Raw genomic sequence first — 16,056 nt, forward strand, 5'->3', positions numbered from 1 at the left:
AGACGGTGTGGAAGGGTTACACAAAGTCGTCAGCATTCTGTCGCTATGAATCGGCGGCGTCGGTCAGCAGCAGAATCCGGCGTAGACGAGGCATACGGGCCCCCTCCACAGGAGCAATCAGCACCTGGGTGGCCACCTCGCCGTTCGTGCCGAAGGGCAATTCGCAGCATCCACTGTCATCGGCATGAACGACGACGGCGTCCCCGCCTTCCAGCCGGCCCACGGCAAACGCTTCAGCCGGCTCCGCGGCGCTTTCCGGCGCGGGCAGCCACTCGAGCCGCAGGCTGGTGGACACCGCCTGCCAGTCCTGCAGCTTCACGGTCATCGGGCTGAGCGGACGCAGCCACTGATGTCCTTCTGCGGTCCGGCCGCGCTCAACCTCGTCCGCTGTCACCTCGTGGTCCAGTTCGGGTTGCTGCTCTCCAAAGGTCACCACGTCAACCGCCCGGGCCTCCAAGGCGGTGGATGCGGTGTCCGCCCCTGCCAGCGCGGCGACGACCGCCTCCACCTCGGACGAAGACCCGACCACCGGCCACGAGATCCGGTAACGGGCATCGTGGATCTGGTGGAGCGGCTTGAGCCTGATCGCTTGGCCGTCCACCGCATGAACAACAAGTTCACCGCCAGCCGGCTCTGGATTCAGCGTGCCGGAGTGAAGAACTGGAGTTTCCGCAAGGGCCTGGAGCGTTCCGGACGCGATTTGGGCCGTCCTCGCTCCCCCGGCCCGGTAATTCAGCGCGGAATCTTCGATCTCTTCCGCAAGCACCATTGGGCCATACTGGAGCCAGCCCCAGGGCGACCCATCTGGCGAGGGAGCGATCCGCAGCGCCCGCTCAACGGTGTGCTGCAGGTTCACCGTCCCGTGCCACTGACGCCGCAGACGCCACCAGCCGCCGTCGTCGTCGATCACGTTCCCGTCCAGCTCCAAGCGCGCGGACGCCGCCCAGGCCGGGACGCGGATCGCCAGAGTGAATTCCGCTGTTTCCTGAACATCCACCGTGATGGTCGCCTGGCTGCCGTGCGGCCAATCAGATTCGATGCGTACGACGGCGCCGCGTGCCTCCCAGCGCACTGTCCCGGGAAGCATCCAGATGAGCCGGAGTTCGTCCGCCGACACTGCGGCGGCGTGCGCACCATGCCGGGAATGTGCTTCGAAACCTGAGCCCATGCAGCACCAGAAAGCGTCCTGCTCCGGCGAATACACCCGGTAATGGCCTGGCCGATGGGAGGTGAAGTAGACTAGCCCGCCGTGCTCCGGATGAATCGTGGAGAGCACGTGGCTGCACTGGGTGGTTTCGATGTAGTCGAGATACTCATCGTCGCCATGCAGGCGGTACAACTCTGCGGCGAGTTTGATCATGTTGTAGCTATTGCAGCTTTCCGGGCCTTCTCGAGCGAGGAACATGGGTCTGAAGTCGTCACGACGGTGAAAATGTTCACGTACGCCGTGCCCGCCCAGCGCTGTGCTTCGCCGGTGGACCACGTCCTGGAAGAACAGCTGCGCTGCGGCGCCGATCCGATCGGTCTGTGGGTTTTCCCTGTCCAGTCGGCGGGCCGCTCGCTGAATCGTGGCGTATCCGATCACCACCGGAACCTGGGTGTTGGCGTGCCAGCCGGCCATGGTGTCAGGCCCCTCAGGATCACCCAATCGGCTCACGGCCTCCAGGAGTTCCTGCCGGACGAAGCGTAGCGCCAGGTCTAGGTAGCGCGGGTCCTGGCGCAGAATGGCAAGTCGTGCAAAAGCCTCCGGGAAACCGCCGAATTCCGTGGACAGGATCTGCTCCAGTGCTTCCTGGGTCAGCTGAGCTGCAGTAGAAAGCCACCACTCTCCCAGGCCGTCAAGCAGAACATTCGCTACCGGCGAAGGAGCCAGTTCACAGACGTCCACCAAGCCGGCCAGAACCTTGTGAAGGTTGTACAGGGGAACCCACCGGCCATTGAGCTCAAAAGGAGAGGCCTTGATGTCCCCCCTGACCAGCTCTTTCCAGAGGGCGGCACCGTCCTTGACACCACCGAGATAGCCGGTACCGTGGGCGAGCTGCGCTTCCCGCAAGCCGTGCAGCATCGAGCCGAGCATGTCCGTTGCCCGGAAGTCGGCTCCGCCGGCCAGGGCGTGCGCCAGCGCGGAGAGGACGTGTCCGGCGGTGTGCCCACCGAGGCCAGACTCCTCCCAGCCCCCGTAGGCCACAGCGCCGGACGGCACGCCGGCGTCGCGTCTGAACGGCTGGAGGAGCCTAGCCGGGTCCAGCCGCAGGATGCTCTCGAGATTTACGTGCTGCGCCCGGGCAAAAGGGCTATCCAGCAGGCGGACAGCGGACAAGGGAAGGAAATCGGTGCTCACTGGGGTTCCTCTTCAGCAGATCGTTCAGTTCGTGGGAGTTTCGTGGGGCGGCAGTCCGACGGCCAGCTCCTGCCGCCCGGCGTCCTGCACGGTGTCATCTGAAGCTTCTTTTAGTCGGGCGCCTTCTACCAGGCAATGCGCAGGCGCTCGAATTCATCGGCTGTCACTGGCAGGACCACGCCGTGGCAGGGGTCATCGGGCAAACTGTAGTCTCCACAGGCCGTCCACTCTCCGCTCGCCAGATCTGTCGTCTCGAAGGGGACGTAACGGCGTTCCGGGGTGAATTCGTCAATCCACAGGAACCACTGGTTTCCGGTGTTCGACTTGTAAACCAGGGGCCCTTCACCCTGTTTGATCGCACCGAGCCCGATGCCTTCGGCCACAGGCTCCCATTCGGCCGCCGACAGCGTTCCGGCGACCTCCGCGAAAACCGACTTGCCGAAAGGAGCCTGGTCACTCCGGTGGCGCTCGTCCTTGACAAAGCGGTAGTAGAGGCCGCCCTCTTCGATCACTGTCGCATCGATGGTGGCCCATCCGCGGTCAATCCAGATTCGTGGCGCGGAGAATTCGCGGAAGTCCCGGGTGGTGGCGCACATGATCCGGTTGTAGCTCTCGCCGAGATGCTCTGCGTCGTCGTAGAGGGAGGACGACCAATGGACCAGGAACGCCTCCTGTTCGGGATCCCAGATGGCCTCAGGTGCCCAGGTGTTCCCCGCCTCGGGAGGAGCCACCTCGGCAAGACGGCCCTCGTCCCAGTTCACCAGATCGGCTGATTCCCAGACAACGATCGATCGGCTCCCCCAGCGTTGCACGGCGTCCCAGTCGGGCTTGGCGTAGGCCCGCAGGTCCGTCGCGATCAGGTAGAAGCGCTCACCATCCGGAGACCTCACTATATGGGGATCGCGGACCCCGCACTGTCCCAGGGATGAACGGAGCACGGGTTTCCCGCCATCGAGGTCGTCAAAGTGGAGAGGGTCATCACCCCGGCTTAACGCGAAGTGGATCTGTTCGCCGTCCTCCGACTCGCGCTTGAAATGGATGTAGAGGTAACCCGCGTACTGGCTTGGGGGATTCATGGGTGAGTTCGGTTCCTTACTCTCATCAGGTTTGATGACTGCTTCTAGAGGCCGTCAATCGGCAGAATCGGCGCAGTCAGAATTTCATTCCGGTCACATACCAGGACGTCACCGTCCATGCGTGCACGGGCCACTTGGAGCGACGTCCGGCGATGCTCCTGGAGGCTATGGGAAACAGCTTCGCTTCCCCGGCCCGGGTGGGTGAAGTAGAAGACAAAGGCCTCGTCACCGACCACTACGACGTCGGCATGCAAGCCGTTGCCGCCGTCGTCCGTGCCCAGACCGGGCTCGGCAAGAATCCGGCCCAGGGTGTTCCAGTGGAGCAGATCATCGGACCGGTGGACCCTGAGCCCAGCCCATTCATCTGTCAGCATCCAAAACGAACCATCCAGGGCGAAAACGTTCGGACCCTCATGCGGAAGGTTCCCTACGGCAAACCCGATCGGCGTCCAGTGAAAAAGATCCGGGCTGTCAGCGGCGTAGGTGTGATTATCTTGTTTGAACCACATACGCCATCCGCCGTCCGGAAGCGGGAACACGCACGCATCGATCACCCACTTGGAGTTGAGGTCCAGAGTCGACTGGAACTCCCAATGCTCAAGATCCACACTGGTGTAGTGCCGGATCTCCGCAGGCGCGCCCCACGTCGCATGTACCCCCACGATGTAGCTCACGTACATGTGGTACGTGGAGCCGTCATCCACGATCTCCGGCGCCCAGTAGGTGTTCCTGCCCCATTCGGTCTCCAGGCCCTGCGCCGTGCCCCGGTACGACCAGGTGGCACCACCATCGGCAGAGGCCGCGATACCGATGTCTGTGCCGAAAACCCAGGAGACGTCGTCAAGCGGGGGCGCCATGACTCGGCGGTTGGTGTAGAAGATCCACCATTCTCCCGCCGCGCGGTTCCAGATCACCGTGGGGTCAGCGGCTCCATCTTGCACGGGGTCGCGGAACAGCGGCTTCGGGACGGCAGCCGCTCCAGAATCAGTTAATGCCACGTTGAGCTCCTTAAGAAAGATGACTTCATATCGGGGTGTGAGCCGGCTGGACTCTCACTTCACTTGAACTGCCCAGGCCCTGGCATAGCGCCCCTCCAACGCCAGCAGTTCCTCATGAGTTCCTGTCTCCACGACCTTTCCCTGATCCAGCACCACGATTCGATCCGCGCTCCGCACCGTGGACAGCCTGTGCGCCACCACTAAAGTGGTCCGCCGGTGCACCATCCGCTCCAGAGCGTCTTGAATGTGGCTCTCCGACTCCGAATCCAGGGCACTGGTCGCCTCGTCCAAGATCAGAATCCGGGGCTCGCGGACCAATGCGCGGGCCAAGGAAAGCCTTTGTCGCTGTCCCCCGGAAAGCCGCGCTCCTCGCTCTCCGACGATGGTGTCCCAGCCCTCGGGAAGCGCGTCCACGAAGTCCAGCGCATTGGCGTCCTCCAGTGCTTTCCGCACTCTGGAAGCATCCACATCCGCCAGGCCGTATGCCACGTTCTCATAGATGCTGCCTTCAAACAGCACCGATTCCTGTGGGACCACGGAGACCTGCTTCCGCACCGTTCGCAAGTCCAGAGCCGCCATATCCGCGCCGTCCAACAGCACTCTGCCTTCGTTCGGCCTGATGAAGCCAAGGATCGTGTTCACCACAGTGGACTTACCCGACCCCGAAGGGCCGACAAAGGCGACCGTCTGCCCTTCCCCGATCGTCAGAGACACCCCGTCCAGCGCTGGACGGCCGGCACCGAAGCCCGCACCGTCGTCGTCGGTCTTCCGGCCGGACGTGTAGCGGACAGTGACGTCCTCCAGTACCAGGCGCCCGGCCACCTCACTGGCCCGCTTTTTGCCCTCGTTGTGTTCGAGCTCGGAATCCTGCATCACCTCAGCCACGGAACGTAGCGATTCTGTGCCACGAGCCAGGATCGGCATGAGACCCAGAATCGTGGTGACGGTTCCGGTCAGAGCGGAAAAATACGTTCCCAGGAGAACCACCTGCCCCGGGGTGATCGGCGCCCAGCCGAGTACCGCGACGGCGGCCCCGACCAGAAGGCAAGCAACGGAAAGCAGCTGCATGGTCACCCAGCTCACGGCGCCGAAACGCCCGTTGACCAGATCCAGGTTCAGGCCGCGTTCCCGGACCCGTTCGGCGACTTCTCGGACGCGTTCAACGGCCACCTCTTCCAGGCCATGAGCCCTGGTGATCGGGATCAGTGCCGTCATCTCCCCCACCCGTGCGGCGAACACCTCCAGGTCTCGGCGGAATTCCTCATTCCGCTGCCGGGCGGCACGGCGCATGAGCCACCACACGCCGGTGCCGCAAGGAACCGAGAGAGCGAACACGGGGAGGAACTGTGGCACGTTGACGGCAGTCAATGCGACGGCGCCGCTGAATACCAGTAGTGAGGAGAGCGCCAGAGGGCCCGCCTGGGTGAGCATCATTTCGATGTTCTCCACGTCCCGCACCACTTTGCTTTGCATCACGGCGGCGCTGGATCTCGAATGAAAGGCAATGGAGAGCAGCTGCAGACGTTCAGCCAGCAGGCCCCTCAGCTGGGCGCCTACGGTCCTCATACTCCCCATGTAGAGGCGGGTGAACAGCTGATGGGCCGGGTAGTTCTGTGTCACCAGCACAGCCGCCGCGATCGCCAGCCAACCCAAGGCCGCGAGCGGTCCACCCTTCACCACGGTATCCACCGCGGCTCCGGTGATCAGCGGCAAGAGCCACAGCGGGCAATCCTTGACAGCGAAAACCAGGGCGGCGACCGCCAGACGGCTGCGGAATGGGCGCAGCACCTGGTTCAGCAGGGCATATGGACTACGGGAGTCAGAATTCGATCCGTTCACGGCGCGTTTCCTTCACCTGAGAATTACCGTCCGCTGGTCAGGACACGACGCCGGTGACAGTGTCAACGGTCCACTGTTCGTGCCACTGCAGCTCCGCCACGCCATCCTTCAGAGTCAAGGGAAGCCAGACAGGAGCAGAGTGGAAGAGGTCCTCCCTGATCCACCGGTCACCGACATAGACGAACGACGTGGTCTCGGTGCCGCGTACGGGAACTACTACTGACGTCTGGGAGTCGAAGGTGCACGAACCCGCGGGGGCGAATCCGTTCCATTCGCTCCATGGGCCGGCCAGGCTGGTCGCTGTTGCGTACTGGTTGTCGTTCGTGTCCCAGCCGGTCAACTCGGAACCAAAAAGGTAATAGAGTCCCTCATGCTTGACGACCGCGGGCGACTCAAGGCCGTGGGAGCCCAGGGGGTGATCGCTGGGCGGCGCCAGTGTGGTGGAGACGATTTCCTCCACGGCAAGGTGGTCGGCCGAGAGCCGGTAGATGTGCAGGCCGTGCTCACGATCCTCGCTCAGCACATAGCCGGTACCGTCTTCGTCCTGAAAAACACCGATGTCTCGGCTGATATTGCCCAGCGGGCGCTCACTGCGCAGATACGTGTAGGGGCCTTCGGGGCGGTCGGCCACTGCCCAGCCGAGCCGGGCATAGGAATAGTCGCCGGATTCCACGTGCAGGAACATGACGTACCGGCTGTCAGGCGCCTGGAGCACCTTGGGGCGTTCGATGATCCGGTCGGGGCCGAGATCCTCAATGTTCTCATCCGCTGCGAGGGCGTGGCCCAGGAAGGTCCAGGTGGCCAGATCGGTGGACGAATAGCAGGCGACGCCCGTGAACCGGTCGCCGTTCGTCTTGTCTTCGCCCCACGCGTAGAACGTGTCTCCGAATTGCTGGATCCCGACGCCGTGCAGCTGCGCCACCTTGCCTTCCTGGTCGCGGAAGACCTTACCGGGCGCGATAACGCCGGCAGGGGCGAATTCTGGTGCAGACATGAGTAACTCCTGGAGGTGACATGAAGAACGAGAGCAACAGTTTCCGCTGTGGGAGGCGCGCTGCTGCACAGAGCCTGAATTGGCTGGATTTTTGTCCGGCACAGCGATAAGCCATGCCGACCTGAGGCGCTGAGAGTCAATGATGTATTGATCCATGCAGAGAATCAAGAGCAGATCGTGGCAGGTGGACAACGATTGCCAAAAACCGGGGAGACTGTCACACTGAATGTCGGAAAGCGCTTGCCAAGTGGGACGAGACTACGAGCACGGGAGGACCTATGACCCCACAAGATCCCTCCGGATTGCCATGAACGGCATCACCGGCCGCATGGGTTACCGCCAGCACCTGCTGCGTTCCATCCTGCCCATCCGCGACGCCGGTGGCTTCACCTTGGAAGCGTCGAACTCGCGGACCAGGAGGGCTGCCGCTGGATCCCTCGCTGGCGGAGTTCCGCATGGCCGGGTTCCTGCGGTGAACGGGGTGGGCGCATGAGCTTCGAGCGGCTGTCCCTGAACAGGCTTTCCCTGAACACCGCCACCACCAAGAAGTGGACCCTCGCCGAGGCCGTGGAGGGCTGCGTCCGCGCCGGGATCCCCGCGATCGGGCCGTGGCGGGACCGCGGGCACGAAGCCGGGCTGGACAAGGCCGCGCGGATGATCCGCGAGGCCGGGCTGCGGGTCTCCTCGCTCCGCCGCGGCGGCTTCCTCACCGCGCCCGACGCCGAAGGGCAGGCTGCCGCGCTCGCCGACAACTTCGAGGCCGTGCGCGAAGCCGTGGCGCGGGAAACGCGCGAACTGTTCCTCGTCGTCGGAGGCCTGGCCCCTGGCGAAAAGGACGTGGTGGCCGCCCGGCAGCGTGTGGCGGACCGGCTGGAGGGGCTGGTGCCGTTCGCCGTCGACCACGGCGTGCGGCTGGTCCTGGAACCGCTGCACCCGCTGTACGCCGCGGACCGGGCGCCGATCTCCACACTGGGGCAGGGCGCGCCGGATCGGGGAAAGGAAAATCGATCATGCCTTCACCGGAATCGACTTCTCGGCCACCGGAACTGCCAGCGTGATCCTCCGACCCGGCAAACGGCACGGGGGTGGCAATGCGCTGGAATCAGGACTACCCGTGGATCCAGATTCACACCGCAGACAAAGAAACTCCCGCCCCCAACCGTCTGGGTCTGACCACGGAACCCATGACGTACCCGCCGGACGCCGTCAATTCCGGAATCGATCTGGTAATCCTGGCTCCCGGACAAGAACACCATGCCTGCTGGCGAATCCAGGCGCTCGACTAATCCCCACCATGAAAGGGCACACCATGAACACCCCGCTTGAACGTGAACCAATTATCCGGGTAAGGAGCGACAACGCCCTTGAACTGGTTTCCAGGCTCGATGAAGCCATCGACGCGCTGCTTCCTGAGGCCTTGGCCCGCGGCGACCGCGGCATCCTCGTAACCCGCTTGTCAGGCAACGAGTACACCGCGGCTCTTGACCCCTCAGTTCCATTCGGCACCACCCAGGAACAGTGTTCCTGGACCCCCCGCCGAACCTCAGTTTCTATGCACGGCGCCCGCCACGCTTCCTAGACTGGACCCATGCACATCACTCTAGGCCTGTGTTCCGTCACGTTCCGGCAGCGAAACGTGTACGAGGTCCTGGCTGCGGCGGTACGGGCGGGACTCGACGGAGTCGAATGGGGCGGGGACGTGCACTGCCCGGACGCGCCCGCCGCGGCGCACGTCCGGACAGCGACGGCGTCCGTCGGCCTACGGACGCTCTCCCTAGGTTCGTACTTCGGTGCCGAAAGTGAGGACTTCCTGCCTGTCCTGGAGACCGCCGTGGCGTTGGGGGCGCCGCGGATCCGTGTCTGGGCGGGGAGCCGCGGGAGCGAGTCGACAGAACCTGCGGCCCGGGCCAGGCTGTCCCGGCGGCTGCGCAAAGCGGCCGATGAGGCAGCGGACGCCGGCGTCGCCGTCGCGCTGGAGTATCACGGCAACACGCTGACGGACACGCTTGATAGCACGCTTGCGTTGCTTGAGGAGGTCGGCCGGGAGAACGTGGGCGTGTACTGGCAGCCGAACGTCGACCAGCCGGACGACGACGCGCTGCAGCATCTGCGAGCCCTGCTCCCCTGGTTGCGGGGCGTGCACTGCTTCTCCTGGTGGCCGTTCGACACGCGCCTGCCACTGGCGGAGCGGGAAAGGCTGTGGCGCGGGGCGATGGACGTGCTGCAGGAGGCCGGGCGGCCGGTGGACGTGATGTTCGAGTTCGTGCCGGACGATAGGCCGGAGGCACTGGAGCGCGACGCCGCGTGGCTGCGGAGCGTGCTGGGCTGATCCGGCTGAGCCTGCGTCAGGCGGTCGGCGTAGCCTTGGGGCGCTAGGTGTTACCCGGCCAGCGCACTGGTAGCGGCGAACCTGGTTGATTGAACGAAAACCTCCGGGTGGGATGTGGCTTGTCTAAGGCCCACTCCCACCGGAGGTTCCCGTATTCCATAGTAATGGCCGCTTGACCGTCCATGTCGACGGTTGATCGTTCATCGCCACCAGGCTGGCTGATCCCAGGCCCACATTGCCGCGGCGATGGGCGTCTTGCGCAAGCTGGAACGGCATCTCCACCGTACGTTTCAGCGTCAACGTCAGTAAAGGCCGCATGGCACGTAGACTCGAGTCCATGATCCGCGTTGAGCCAGATGATCCCATGCGCCCGGATGTGCACCAACTTCTTAGTGAACATCTGGCTGACATGTTTGCCACTTCGCCGGCCGAAAGCGTGCACGCGCTGGACCATTCGGCTCTGTCCCACCCATCGATCAGCTTCTGGACAGCCCGTGATGACGGAGAGCTTCTGGGGTGCGGCGCGTTGAAGGACCTGGGAACCGAGGCAGGTACGGAACCAGAAGCGCGCCGGCTGGGCGAGATCAAGTCCATGCGCACCACGGCCAGCGCACGCGGACGCGGCGTCGCCACCGGCATGCTCGAACACATCGTGGCCGTTGCACGGAACCGCGGCTACGAACGCCTCTACCTGGAGACGGGAACGGAAGAGTATTTCGCGCCCGCCAGACGGCTCTATGCCCGGCACGGATTCACCCAATGCCCACCGTTCGCGGACTACACCCTGGATCCGAGCAGCGTCTTCATGGAGCTCCCCCTGCACTTCCCCGCTTCACCCAGATAGATCCCACGCGATCCACGCCCCGTCTCCCAACCTGTTCACGAAGCCCTACCTGACTCCAGTGAACAGCAGCGGCAACTACATGCGTGCCTCTGATATATCCGCGCATTCAACGACGTTCTTCTCGTGATTAAAAACGGCAACGAAGTGCGCCGATCTTGAACAGCGCTGGCACCGACGTGACCGCAGCATCCGACCTAAGGCCGGCGATGGCGCAAAGTTGCGCCGGTTGGGCAGAGGCCGGAGCAAGGATTGACAGTGCACGGGAGCTCACCCCTACTCGGGCTTTACATATTGTCGACAATATTTCCACATCCCTGTCGGGCCGAAGAACCTCATTCACCCGTCCCGGAAATCGAGCGTTCCGTAGCATCTGCGGCAACCTGCAGGGCGTCCGGCATTAAGTGTCCGTAGACCTGTTCTGTCGTCCGGGTGGAAGTGTGTCCAAGCCGCCGCGAGATGATGAAGAGGTTTACACCGTCTTGCACCAGCCACGAAGCGTGGGTGTGCCGCAGGTCGTGGATGCGCGGGGACTTCGTAAGTCCTTGAGCTTTCGCTGCCTGCACTGCCGGCACCCAGTATTGGCGCCAGTAAACCTGATGAATGATCCTACGACCTTGGTGCGTGGTGAAGACCAACTCGTTCCCGGGGCGATTGGCAACCAAAGGGATCAGCAGTTCCACAAGGGATGGGTTCAGGCCTATGGTGCGTTTACCGGCCCCGGTCTTGGTGGCTCCAATGTAGAACTGGGACTGGCCATCGCGTTTCCATGCCTTGTTTATCCGTGCAGTGGGTGGCTTTGAAAACAGGTCAAGGTCGGCAACGGTGAGGGCTGTAGCCTCCCCGAAACGGGTTCCTGTCATGACAAGAAAATTCGTGAAGGCCTTGTAGCGCTCCCCCATGCCCTCCATGACCATGCTGAACTCGGCGTGGGTGAGGAACCTGGCTTCATCCTCAGGCTTTTCCAGGGTGGGCAGCTGCACACCACGGCAAGGATTCCGGGGAATATACCCAAGCATTTGCGCAGTATTCATGGCCGCAGAGATCAATCCATGCACGTTGTGGATCGTCTTTGGAGAACGGCCCTTTCGCATCATCGACTTCACCCAATGCGCCAGATGGCGATAATCGAGCTCATCCACAGGAACGTGGCCGATCACATCCCGCACATGAAGGTCAAGCATCCTCTGGTAAGTCTTGATAGTTCCGCTCGAGGGCCGGATCAACAGATCAATATGTTCCTGGATGACCCCCGCGGCGGTCGGTACCCGCCTTGCATTGGCCAGCATCGCATGCTGCGCGATTTCGAAGGACTGACCGTTGGCATCCAGCAGCCGCTTCAGAGTTTCCGCTTCGATGCCGGTCGCAACCGTGAGGCCCCGTTGCTTGCGCGACTTCCGATCGCGCCAGCGCACCATATAGGACCTGGAGCCGTCCTTCCTGGAACGCATCCTGATGCTCGCCACCAAAAAAGGCTACGCCGCAGTCCACACTCCCGGGGACTTTGATGCTCCCATGATCGTGAACGGCCACGTCAGCCATGTGTCGCACAAGCCACCCGGGCCGGCCGTGAGACAGTGTGCGGCCGCTGCGAACCACCGGCGCCCACCTCTCCAATCATGCAGTTCCCGCACGGGGCCACCATGAAGAAGTGGTGATCGACGAAGGATATCCTCGCCACGGAACCCGCCGAAAAAAGTTCAAAAAAAATACGTCCGGGTCGTGCAGCATCCAGCCAAAGTCACCATGAACATGCATGCGCATACAAAATCTCAAACGGCAGCACGACCCGCGGTCCCGCCAGCGAAACCCTCGTCATGTCTCTCCCAGAGATTTGAACTGATTTTGGACACAGAGCGACTGCCGCTCCCCATTTCGAAGGGGACGGCAGTCGCTCTGTGTCCGGATCAGCGGTGCGCCGGGGCGTGCAGTGGCTGCTGCCGCTTGACGTTGGACCACTCCGGGTTCTGCGTTGTCGCGTGCCGGGAGTGCGCGGTCAGCGGACCGCCCTCGGCGCACAGGCGTTCCAGCCGTGGGCGATGGGCTGCCGCTTGGTCTTCAGAAGTCACGCTCTACAGCGTAGTCACGCTACGTCCGGCTCCTCGGTGTACGAATCGAGAATGACGTCGTACGCGTCGCCGTCGATTAGTCCCTTGTCCAACGCCGCACCCACTTCCTCGAACGTTCCGGGCGGGTCCGGCGGGAGAAGGGCCTTCCATTCGTTGGCGAGCTGTTCACTGTGGTCCGGCGCCTTCACGTAAGGCCACGCCGACAACTGGCGGATCATTTCGACCCTGCCGATCTCACCTCCAAGCTGAGGTCCGGATCGGGAGGGTGAAATACCGGGCACTTCCTTCATCCGGTACCCGCTGGCTCGGGACCCAGGTCGTTATCGGGCACTTCATGCCCTAAAGCTGCCGGACGCGTGAAGGCGTCCCGCTGTCCCGGTCAGGCTCACATGCGGGGCTGCAACAGCTCCTTGTAGTCGCCATGATTTGGCTCAAGGAATGCACAATTCTTGTGCACCCAGTTCGCGGCCACCATTCATCCGGATGCTGGGCGCCGTCCATTCGGCGGACCACTTGGTTTGACCTCCTGAGGACCCTGCGGTGCCCGCTGGAGCGTCCGGCTGGTGTCGTCAGCCTGCACTCCTCCCGGCGCGAACGCCTTGGGTCGGGCAGCGGCGAACGCCTGCCGACCCAAGGCGTCCGGGTGGCCGAGAGCCGCGCCGGACGTGCCTTGGGATCGGCTGATTGCCGGGGATTTTCCCGAGGGTGGCGTGACTGACAGGGTGCCTTTTTCGATGTCCGCCTGCCATCCCTTCGGCACCGCACCCTACCCGTCTGCGTGCCTTGTCACGGCTGCAGCCAACAGAACATGCCGGAGACCGCCCGGTCCCGACGACGTCCGCGCCGGCCCATACCCGGCAGCCCCCGGACCAAGTACTCAGGTAAGAAGCCAAGAATTTCCCACTCATCGGTCGGTCGGAAAGACGAGTACACGGATTCATTGCCCCGGGTGTGCCTCTCCTTGAAGCATGAGGGCATTGCTTTTTCCCCGGCGCGGGGCCGGGGGTCGGGAGCTGCTGTGCGGCTTCCAGGTTGCTGGAAACGAAGGGTCTCATCATGCGCAAGCTTTCCACCACCCGCCGTGCAGCGGGCGTCGCGGCGGCCCTGCGCCGCCCCCTTCTCATCCCTACGGGTCCCGCCCTTGGCGCGTCCTTGTCCCTGATTGCTCGGCTGACCGCATTGCGGCCGTCGTCCGCCGACCGGTTCGCCCGGCTGGCCCGTTTCGCGGTGGTCGGGGTCAGCGGGCTGGGGGTGAACCTGCTGGCCCTGGCGCTGCTGCTGATGGCCCGCCCCGGTTCCCTGCTCGTCGGCGGCGACGCGCTCAGTGCCGTTATCGCCACCCAGTTGGCCGTCGCATGGAATTTCACCCTGACCGAGCGGTGGGCGTTCGGCGGGCATGGCGGTCACTGGCTGCGGCGGCTGGTGCCGTTCTGGGTACTCAGCTGCGTGTCGCTGCTTGCCCAGCTGCCCCTTGCGGCGGCACTGCAGCCGCTGCTAGCGGACTCCTACCTGCTGGCCAGCGGCGCCGCAGTGGGCATCCTCATGCTGACCCGGTTCACTGTCTGCGACCGCTGGCTGTACCGCCGCCGGCCCACCGGCAACCATCGTTCCGCACCCGCCACAGCGTTCTGAGCGCATGAAGATCCCCGCCGCCGCGCGAGCTCCGCGCAGCAGGCACCGCAAGTCTCCGGCCATCCGCCGCTGCGTTGCCTTCACCGCAGCCGCGCTCCTCATCCCCTTCCTGATGGCAGGACGAACCACCGAAACGGTGCCACCGTCAACGCCCGGCCCGTCCCTCGAACAGGTCAACACAGCCATCACCCTCGCCCAGGGCTACCTCGACGGGCTGTACAAACCGCTGCCCGACGGGCAGGCAGTACAAAGCGAGGACTACGGCCTGCCGCTGCGTGTCTACTTCCCCGGCTACGACCAATGGGTGCTCCTCGGGCAGGGCCGCGCCGGAGACTGCCTGCCCAGATGTTCCGGAGCAACCTCAATCAGACCCGACGACAGCAGCACCACCACAGAGAGCTACACGGTCTCCTTCGCAACACCCTCGGTCCCGGACGCACTCCGCGTCAGCGTGTCCATGGACTGGGCCGCCGCCCCTGACGAGTTCAGCGTCACGGTTTCAGACTCGCAGCTGACCGACAAAGACACCAGCGCCCAGCTATGGCTGGACAACGTGCCACTCGGAGCATACTCAACCGACACGACCACCGCACCCGTCGTCCACTACTTCCCAACAGCTGCCCGCAGCCTGCTGCGCAGCCTGCGCTACACCGTCCGCCACGCCACCCAGGAAGCCTACCTGTATGCAGTTCTCCGCGGAGACAGCAACAGGGCGGACCGGCTCGCAACCTTCCTGCGGGCCAACGGCTTCACACCAGGGGCGGATTTGCGCGCCACGATCTTTGGCGCAGGCAAGCAACTGCCCGGCGACCTCCCCTTCACAGCCGCCGGAAAAGAGAATGCCTACGCCGACTGCGACCATCTTCCGCCCGCAGGCACGACGGCCTACCCTTACACCAGCAAGATCTGCCTGCTGGGCGTGGACACCTTCCTGCTTGCCGGCCGCCGTGATCCGTTCCTGCAGGCGACCCAAGCCCTGCAGACCCTGACCAAGAGCGACGACCCGCAAAACAATTACCCGGTCCTCATCAGCGCGGGAATGGACGGCAGCACACCCGCCCAGACCGCTGATCACCTTGAGCAGCTGTGGACCAAAGTCGGGTACGGCATCCCGGCCTGCACACCTCTGGACTGCGAAACGCAACGGGCCTCGGCGCTGCGCACATTCATATTCGGCTCGCTGGAGGCAACGCTCGGCTACCGGTACGGCCAAGTCAGCCGGCAGCGCTATGCCAACGCGGTCGCCACGCACACCATCGCGGCCCAGATCGGACCGTCCGGAACCATCAATACAGAGGGTCGCACCTGGGTGCGGCCGGCGCAGGCCGGCGCATTCCCCATTTACTGGGATGCCGAGCACCGATTCGTGCCGACCACCGGCCTCATCCAATCCGTGAGCGACATGCTGTCCATGCCCCCCGAATATGCAGGGTCGGCCGTGTCGAACTCGGAGACAACCTTTGACGGATACGCCTTCCTCCTCACCTACCGCTGCGCCAGATTCACGGTCGGCTGCAGCGCCATCCATTGACCCATTCGTCCGGCCGGACGGTGCACCGCCGCAGAACACGGAAAACAAGCCCGGTGCCCATCGACTGGGTCACAAAGCTCACGTCCCGGTCCCACCGCGATCACGGAAGTTATCGCGTCCGGCGCAGGAAGATCCGAGCGCTGCCAGTGCATGGATTGCCGCCGTGTCGAAACAAACACAGATCGGATTTCGTCATGAGTCCGGTGCCTCGAAACTAAGGGTGGATCCAGCTATTCAGCCAAAAAGTTGTGAGACATGGATACGAGAAAGGCTGGCGGCGGACGAATTCCTACGGTTCCAAGGAAAATCAAAGCACTGCCGCCGGAGCGTGTCGTCCGCCACGGAATTCCTCACTTTAGGTGGGTTCTCGCCACGTAATTCCCCACTTTGAGCGGCGGTTCGCCAC

At 63.7% G+C, this 16,056-nt stretch carries 15 protein-coding genes; 7 read left to right on the forward strand and 8 right to left on the reverse strand.

What is annotated here, in order from left to right; genetic code table 11:
* Positions 1-43: 43 nt before the first annotated feature.
* From LD110_RS03470 to LD110_RS03490, 5 genes are all read right to left on the reverse strand, one after another.
* The gene (locus LD110_RS03470; RefSeq protein WP_225496363.1) at positions 44-2,341 is read right to left on the reverse strand and encodes a beta-L-arabinofuranosidase domain-containing protein; all 2,298 of its coding nucleotides are present in this window, start codon (positions 2,339-2,341) and stop codon (positions 44-46) included.
* Positions 2,342-2,466: 125 nt separating this feature from the next.
* The gene (locus LD110_RS03475) at positions 2,467-3,417 is read right to left on the reverse strand and encodes a glycoside hydrolase family 43 protein (RefSeq protein WP_225496364.1); all 951 of its coding nucleotides are present in this window, start codon (positions 3,415-3,417) and stop codon (positions 2,467-2,469) included.
* Positions 3,418-3,461: 44 nt separating this feature from the next.
* Positions 3,462-4,415, reverse strand: a complete 954-nt coding sequence (locus LD110_RS03480) for a glycoside hydrolase (RefSeq protein WP_225496365.1) — start codon at positions 4,413-4,415, stop codon at positions 3,462-3,464.
* Positions 4,416-4,469: 54 nt separating this feature from the next.
* Complete coding sequence (locus LD110_RS03485; protein ID WP_225496366.1) at positions 4,470-6,254, reverse strand: ABC transporter ATP-binding protein; 1,785 nt, start codon at positions 6,252-6,254, stop codon at positions 4,470-4,472.
* 37 nt (positions 6,255-6,291) lie between these two features.
* Positions 6,292-7,248: a family 43 glycosylhydrolase gene (locus LD110_RS03490; protein WP_225496367.1), complete on the reverse strand. Its 957-nt coding sequence runs from the start codon at positions 7,246-7,248 to the stop codon at positions 6,292-6,294.
* Positions 7,249-7,555: 307 nt separating this feature from the next.
* On the opposite strand from LD110_RS03490, the gene LD110_RS03495 reads away from it, so the two are divergent.
* The 5 genes from LD110_RS03495 to LD110_RS03520 all read left to right on the forward strand — a co-directional run bounded on the left by LD110_RS03495 (position 7,556) and on the right by LD110_RS03520 (position 10,421).
* Complete coding sequence (locus LD110_RS03495; protein ID WP_225496369.1) at positions 7,556-7,741, forward strand: hypothetical protein; 186 nt, start codon at positions 7,556-7,558, stop codon at positions 7,739-7,741.
* A complete protein-coding gene (locus LD110_RS03500) occupies positions 7,738-8,421 on the forward strand; it encodes a sugar phosphate isomerase/epimerase (protein ID WP_225496370.1) in 684 nt (227 codons plus the stop codon). The genes LD110_RS03495 and LD110_RS03500 overlap by 4 nt, the downstream gene beginning before the upstream one ends.
* A 136-nt stretch (positions 8,422-8,557) precedes the next feature.
* Positions 8,558-8,827: a hypothetical protein gene (locus LD110_RS03510; RefSeq protein ID WP_225496372.1), complete on the forward strand. Its 270-nt coding sequence runs from the start codon at positions 8,558-8,560 to the stop codon at positions 8,825-8,827.
* A gap of 9 nt (positions 8,828-8,836) precedes the next feature.
* A complete protein-coding gene (locus LD110_RS03515; RefSeq protein WP_225496374.1) occupies positions 8,837-9,577 on the forward strand; it encodes a sugar phosphate isomerase/epimerase in 741 nt (246 codons plus the stop codon).
* Positions 9,578-9,914: 337 nt separating this feature from the next.
* A complete protein-coding gene (locus LD110_RS03520) occupies positions 9,915-10,421 on the forward strand; it encodes a GNAT family N-acetyltransferase (protein ID WP_225496376.1) in 507 nt (168 codons plus the stop codon).
* A gap of 332 nt (positions 10,422-10,753) precedes the next feature.
* Here the strand turns inward: LD110_RS03520 and LD110_RS03525 are convergent, their stop codons facing one another.
* From LD110_RS03525 to LD110_RS03535, 3 genes are all read right to left on the reverse strand, one after another.
* Complete coding sequence (locus LD110_RS03525; RefSeq protein WP_225496378.1) at positions 10,754-11,836, reverse strand: site-specific integrase; 1,083 nt, start codon at positions 11,834-11,836, stop codon at positions 10,754-10,756.
* Positions 11,837-12,325: 489 nt separating this feature from the next.
* Complete coding sequence (locus LD110_RS03530) at positions 12,326-12,487, reverse strand: hypothetical protein (RefSeq protein WP_225496380.1); 162 nt, start codon at positions 12,485-12,487, stop codon at positions 12,326-12,328.
* A 14-nt stretch (positions 12,488-12,501) separates the two neighbouring features.
* Complete coding sequence (locus LD110_RS03535) at positions 12,502-12,705, reverse strand: hypothetical protein (protein ID WP_225496381.1); 204 nt, start codon at positions 12,703-12,705, stop codon at positions 12,502-12,504.
* 838 nt (positions 12,706-13,543) lie between these two features.
* Between LD110_RS03535 and LD110_RS03540 the strand changes: the two genes are divergently transcribed.
* A complete protein-coding gene (locus tag LD110_RS03540; protein ID WP_225496382.1) occupies positions 13,544-14,119 on the forward strand; it encodes a GtrA family protein in 576 nt (191 codons plus the stop codon).
* A 4-nt stretch (positions 14,120-14,123) separates the two neighbouring features.
* Positions 14,124-15,650: a hypothetical protein gene (locus LD110_RS03545; protein ID WP_225496383.1), complete on the forward strand. Its 1,527-nt coding sequence runs from the start codon at positions 14,124-14,126 to the stop codon at positions 15,648-15,650.
* The last annotated feature ends 406 nt before the right edge of the window (positions 15,651-16,056 follow it).

It is taken from the genome of Arthrobacter sp. M4 (assembly GCF_020251205.1).
GTDB lineage: Bacteria > Actinomycetota > Actinomycetes > Actinomycetales > Micrococcaceae > Arthrobacter.

Bases quoted from the DNA above. Each gene is read 5' to 3' on its own strand.
- LD110_RS03495 (WP_225496369.1), top strand. From the start codon at position 7,556: ATGAACGGCATCACCGGCCGCATGGGTTACCGCCAGCACCTGCTGCGT.
- LD110_RS03500 (WP_225496370.1), top strand. From the start codon at position 7,738: ATGAGCTTCGAGCGGCTGTCCCTGAACAGGCTTTCCCTGAACACCGCC.
- LD110_RS03525 (WP_225496378.1), bottom strand. From the start codon at position 11,836: ATGGTGCGCTGGCGCGATCGGAAGTCGCGCAAGCAACGGGGCCTCACG.
- LD110_RS03490 (WP_225496367.1), bottom strand. From the start codon at position 7,248: ATGTCTGCACCAGAATTCGCCCCTGCCGGCGTTATCGCGCCCGGTAAG.
- LD110_RS03475 (WP_225496364.1), bottom strand. From the start codon at position 3,417: ATGAATCCCCCAAGCCAGTACGCGGGTTACCTCTACATCCATTTCAAG.
- LD110_RS03520 (WP_225496376.1), top strand. From the start codon at position 9,915: ATGATCCGCGTTGAGCCAGATGATCCCATGCGCCCGGATGTGCACCAA.
- LD110_RS03515 (WP_225496374.1), top strand. From the start codon at position 8,837: ATGCACATCACTCTAGGCCTGTGTTCCGTCACGTTCCGGCAGCGAAAC.
- LD110_RS03535 (WP_225496381.1), bottom strand. From the start codon at position 12,705: ATGATCCGCCAGTTGTCGGCGTGGCCTTACGTGAAGGCGCCGGACCAC.
- LD110_RS03540 (WP_225496382.1), top strand. From the start codon at position 13,544: ATGCGCAAGCTTTCCACCACCCGCCGTGCAGCGGGCGTCGCGGCGGCC.
- LD110_RS03510 (WP_225496372.1), top strand. From the start codon at position 8,558: ATGAACACCCCGCTTGAACGTGAACCAATTATCCGGGTAAGGAGCGAC.
- LD110_RS03545 (WP_225496383.1), top strand. From the start codon at position 14,124: ATGAAGATCCCCGCCGCCGCGCGAGCTCCGCGCAGCAGGCACCGCAAG.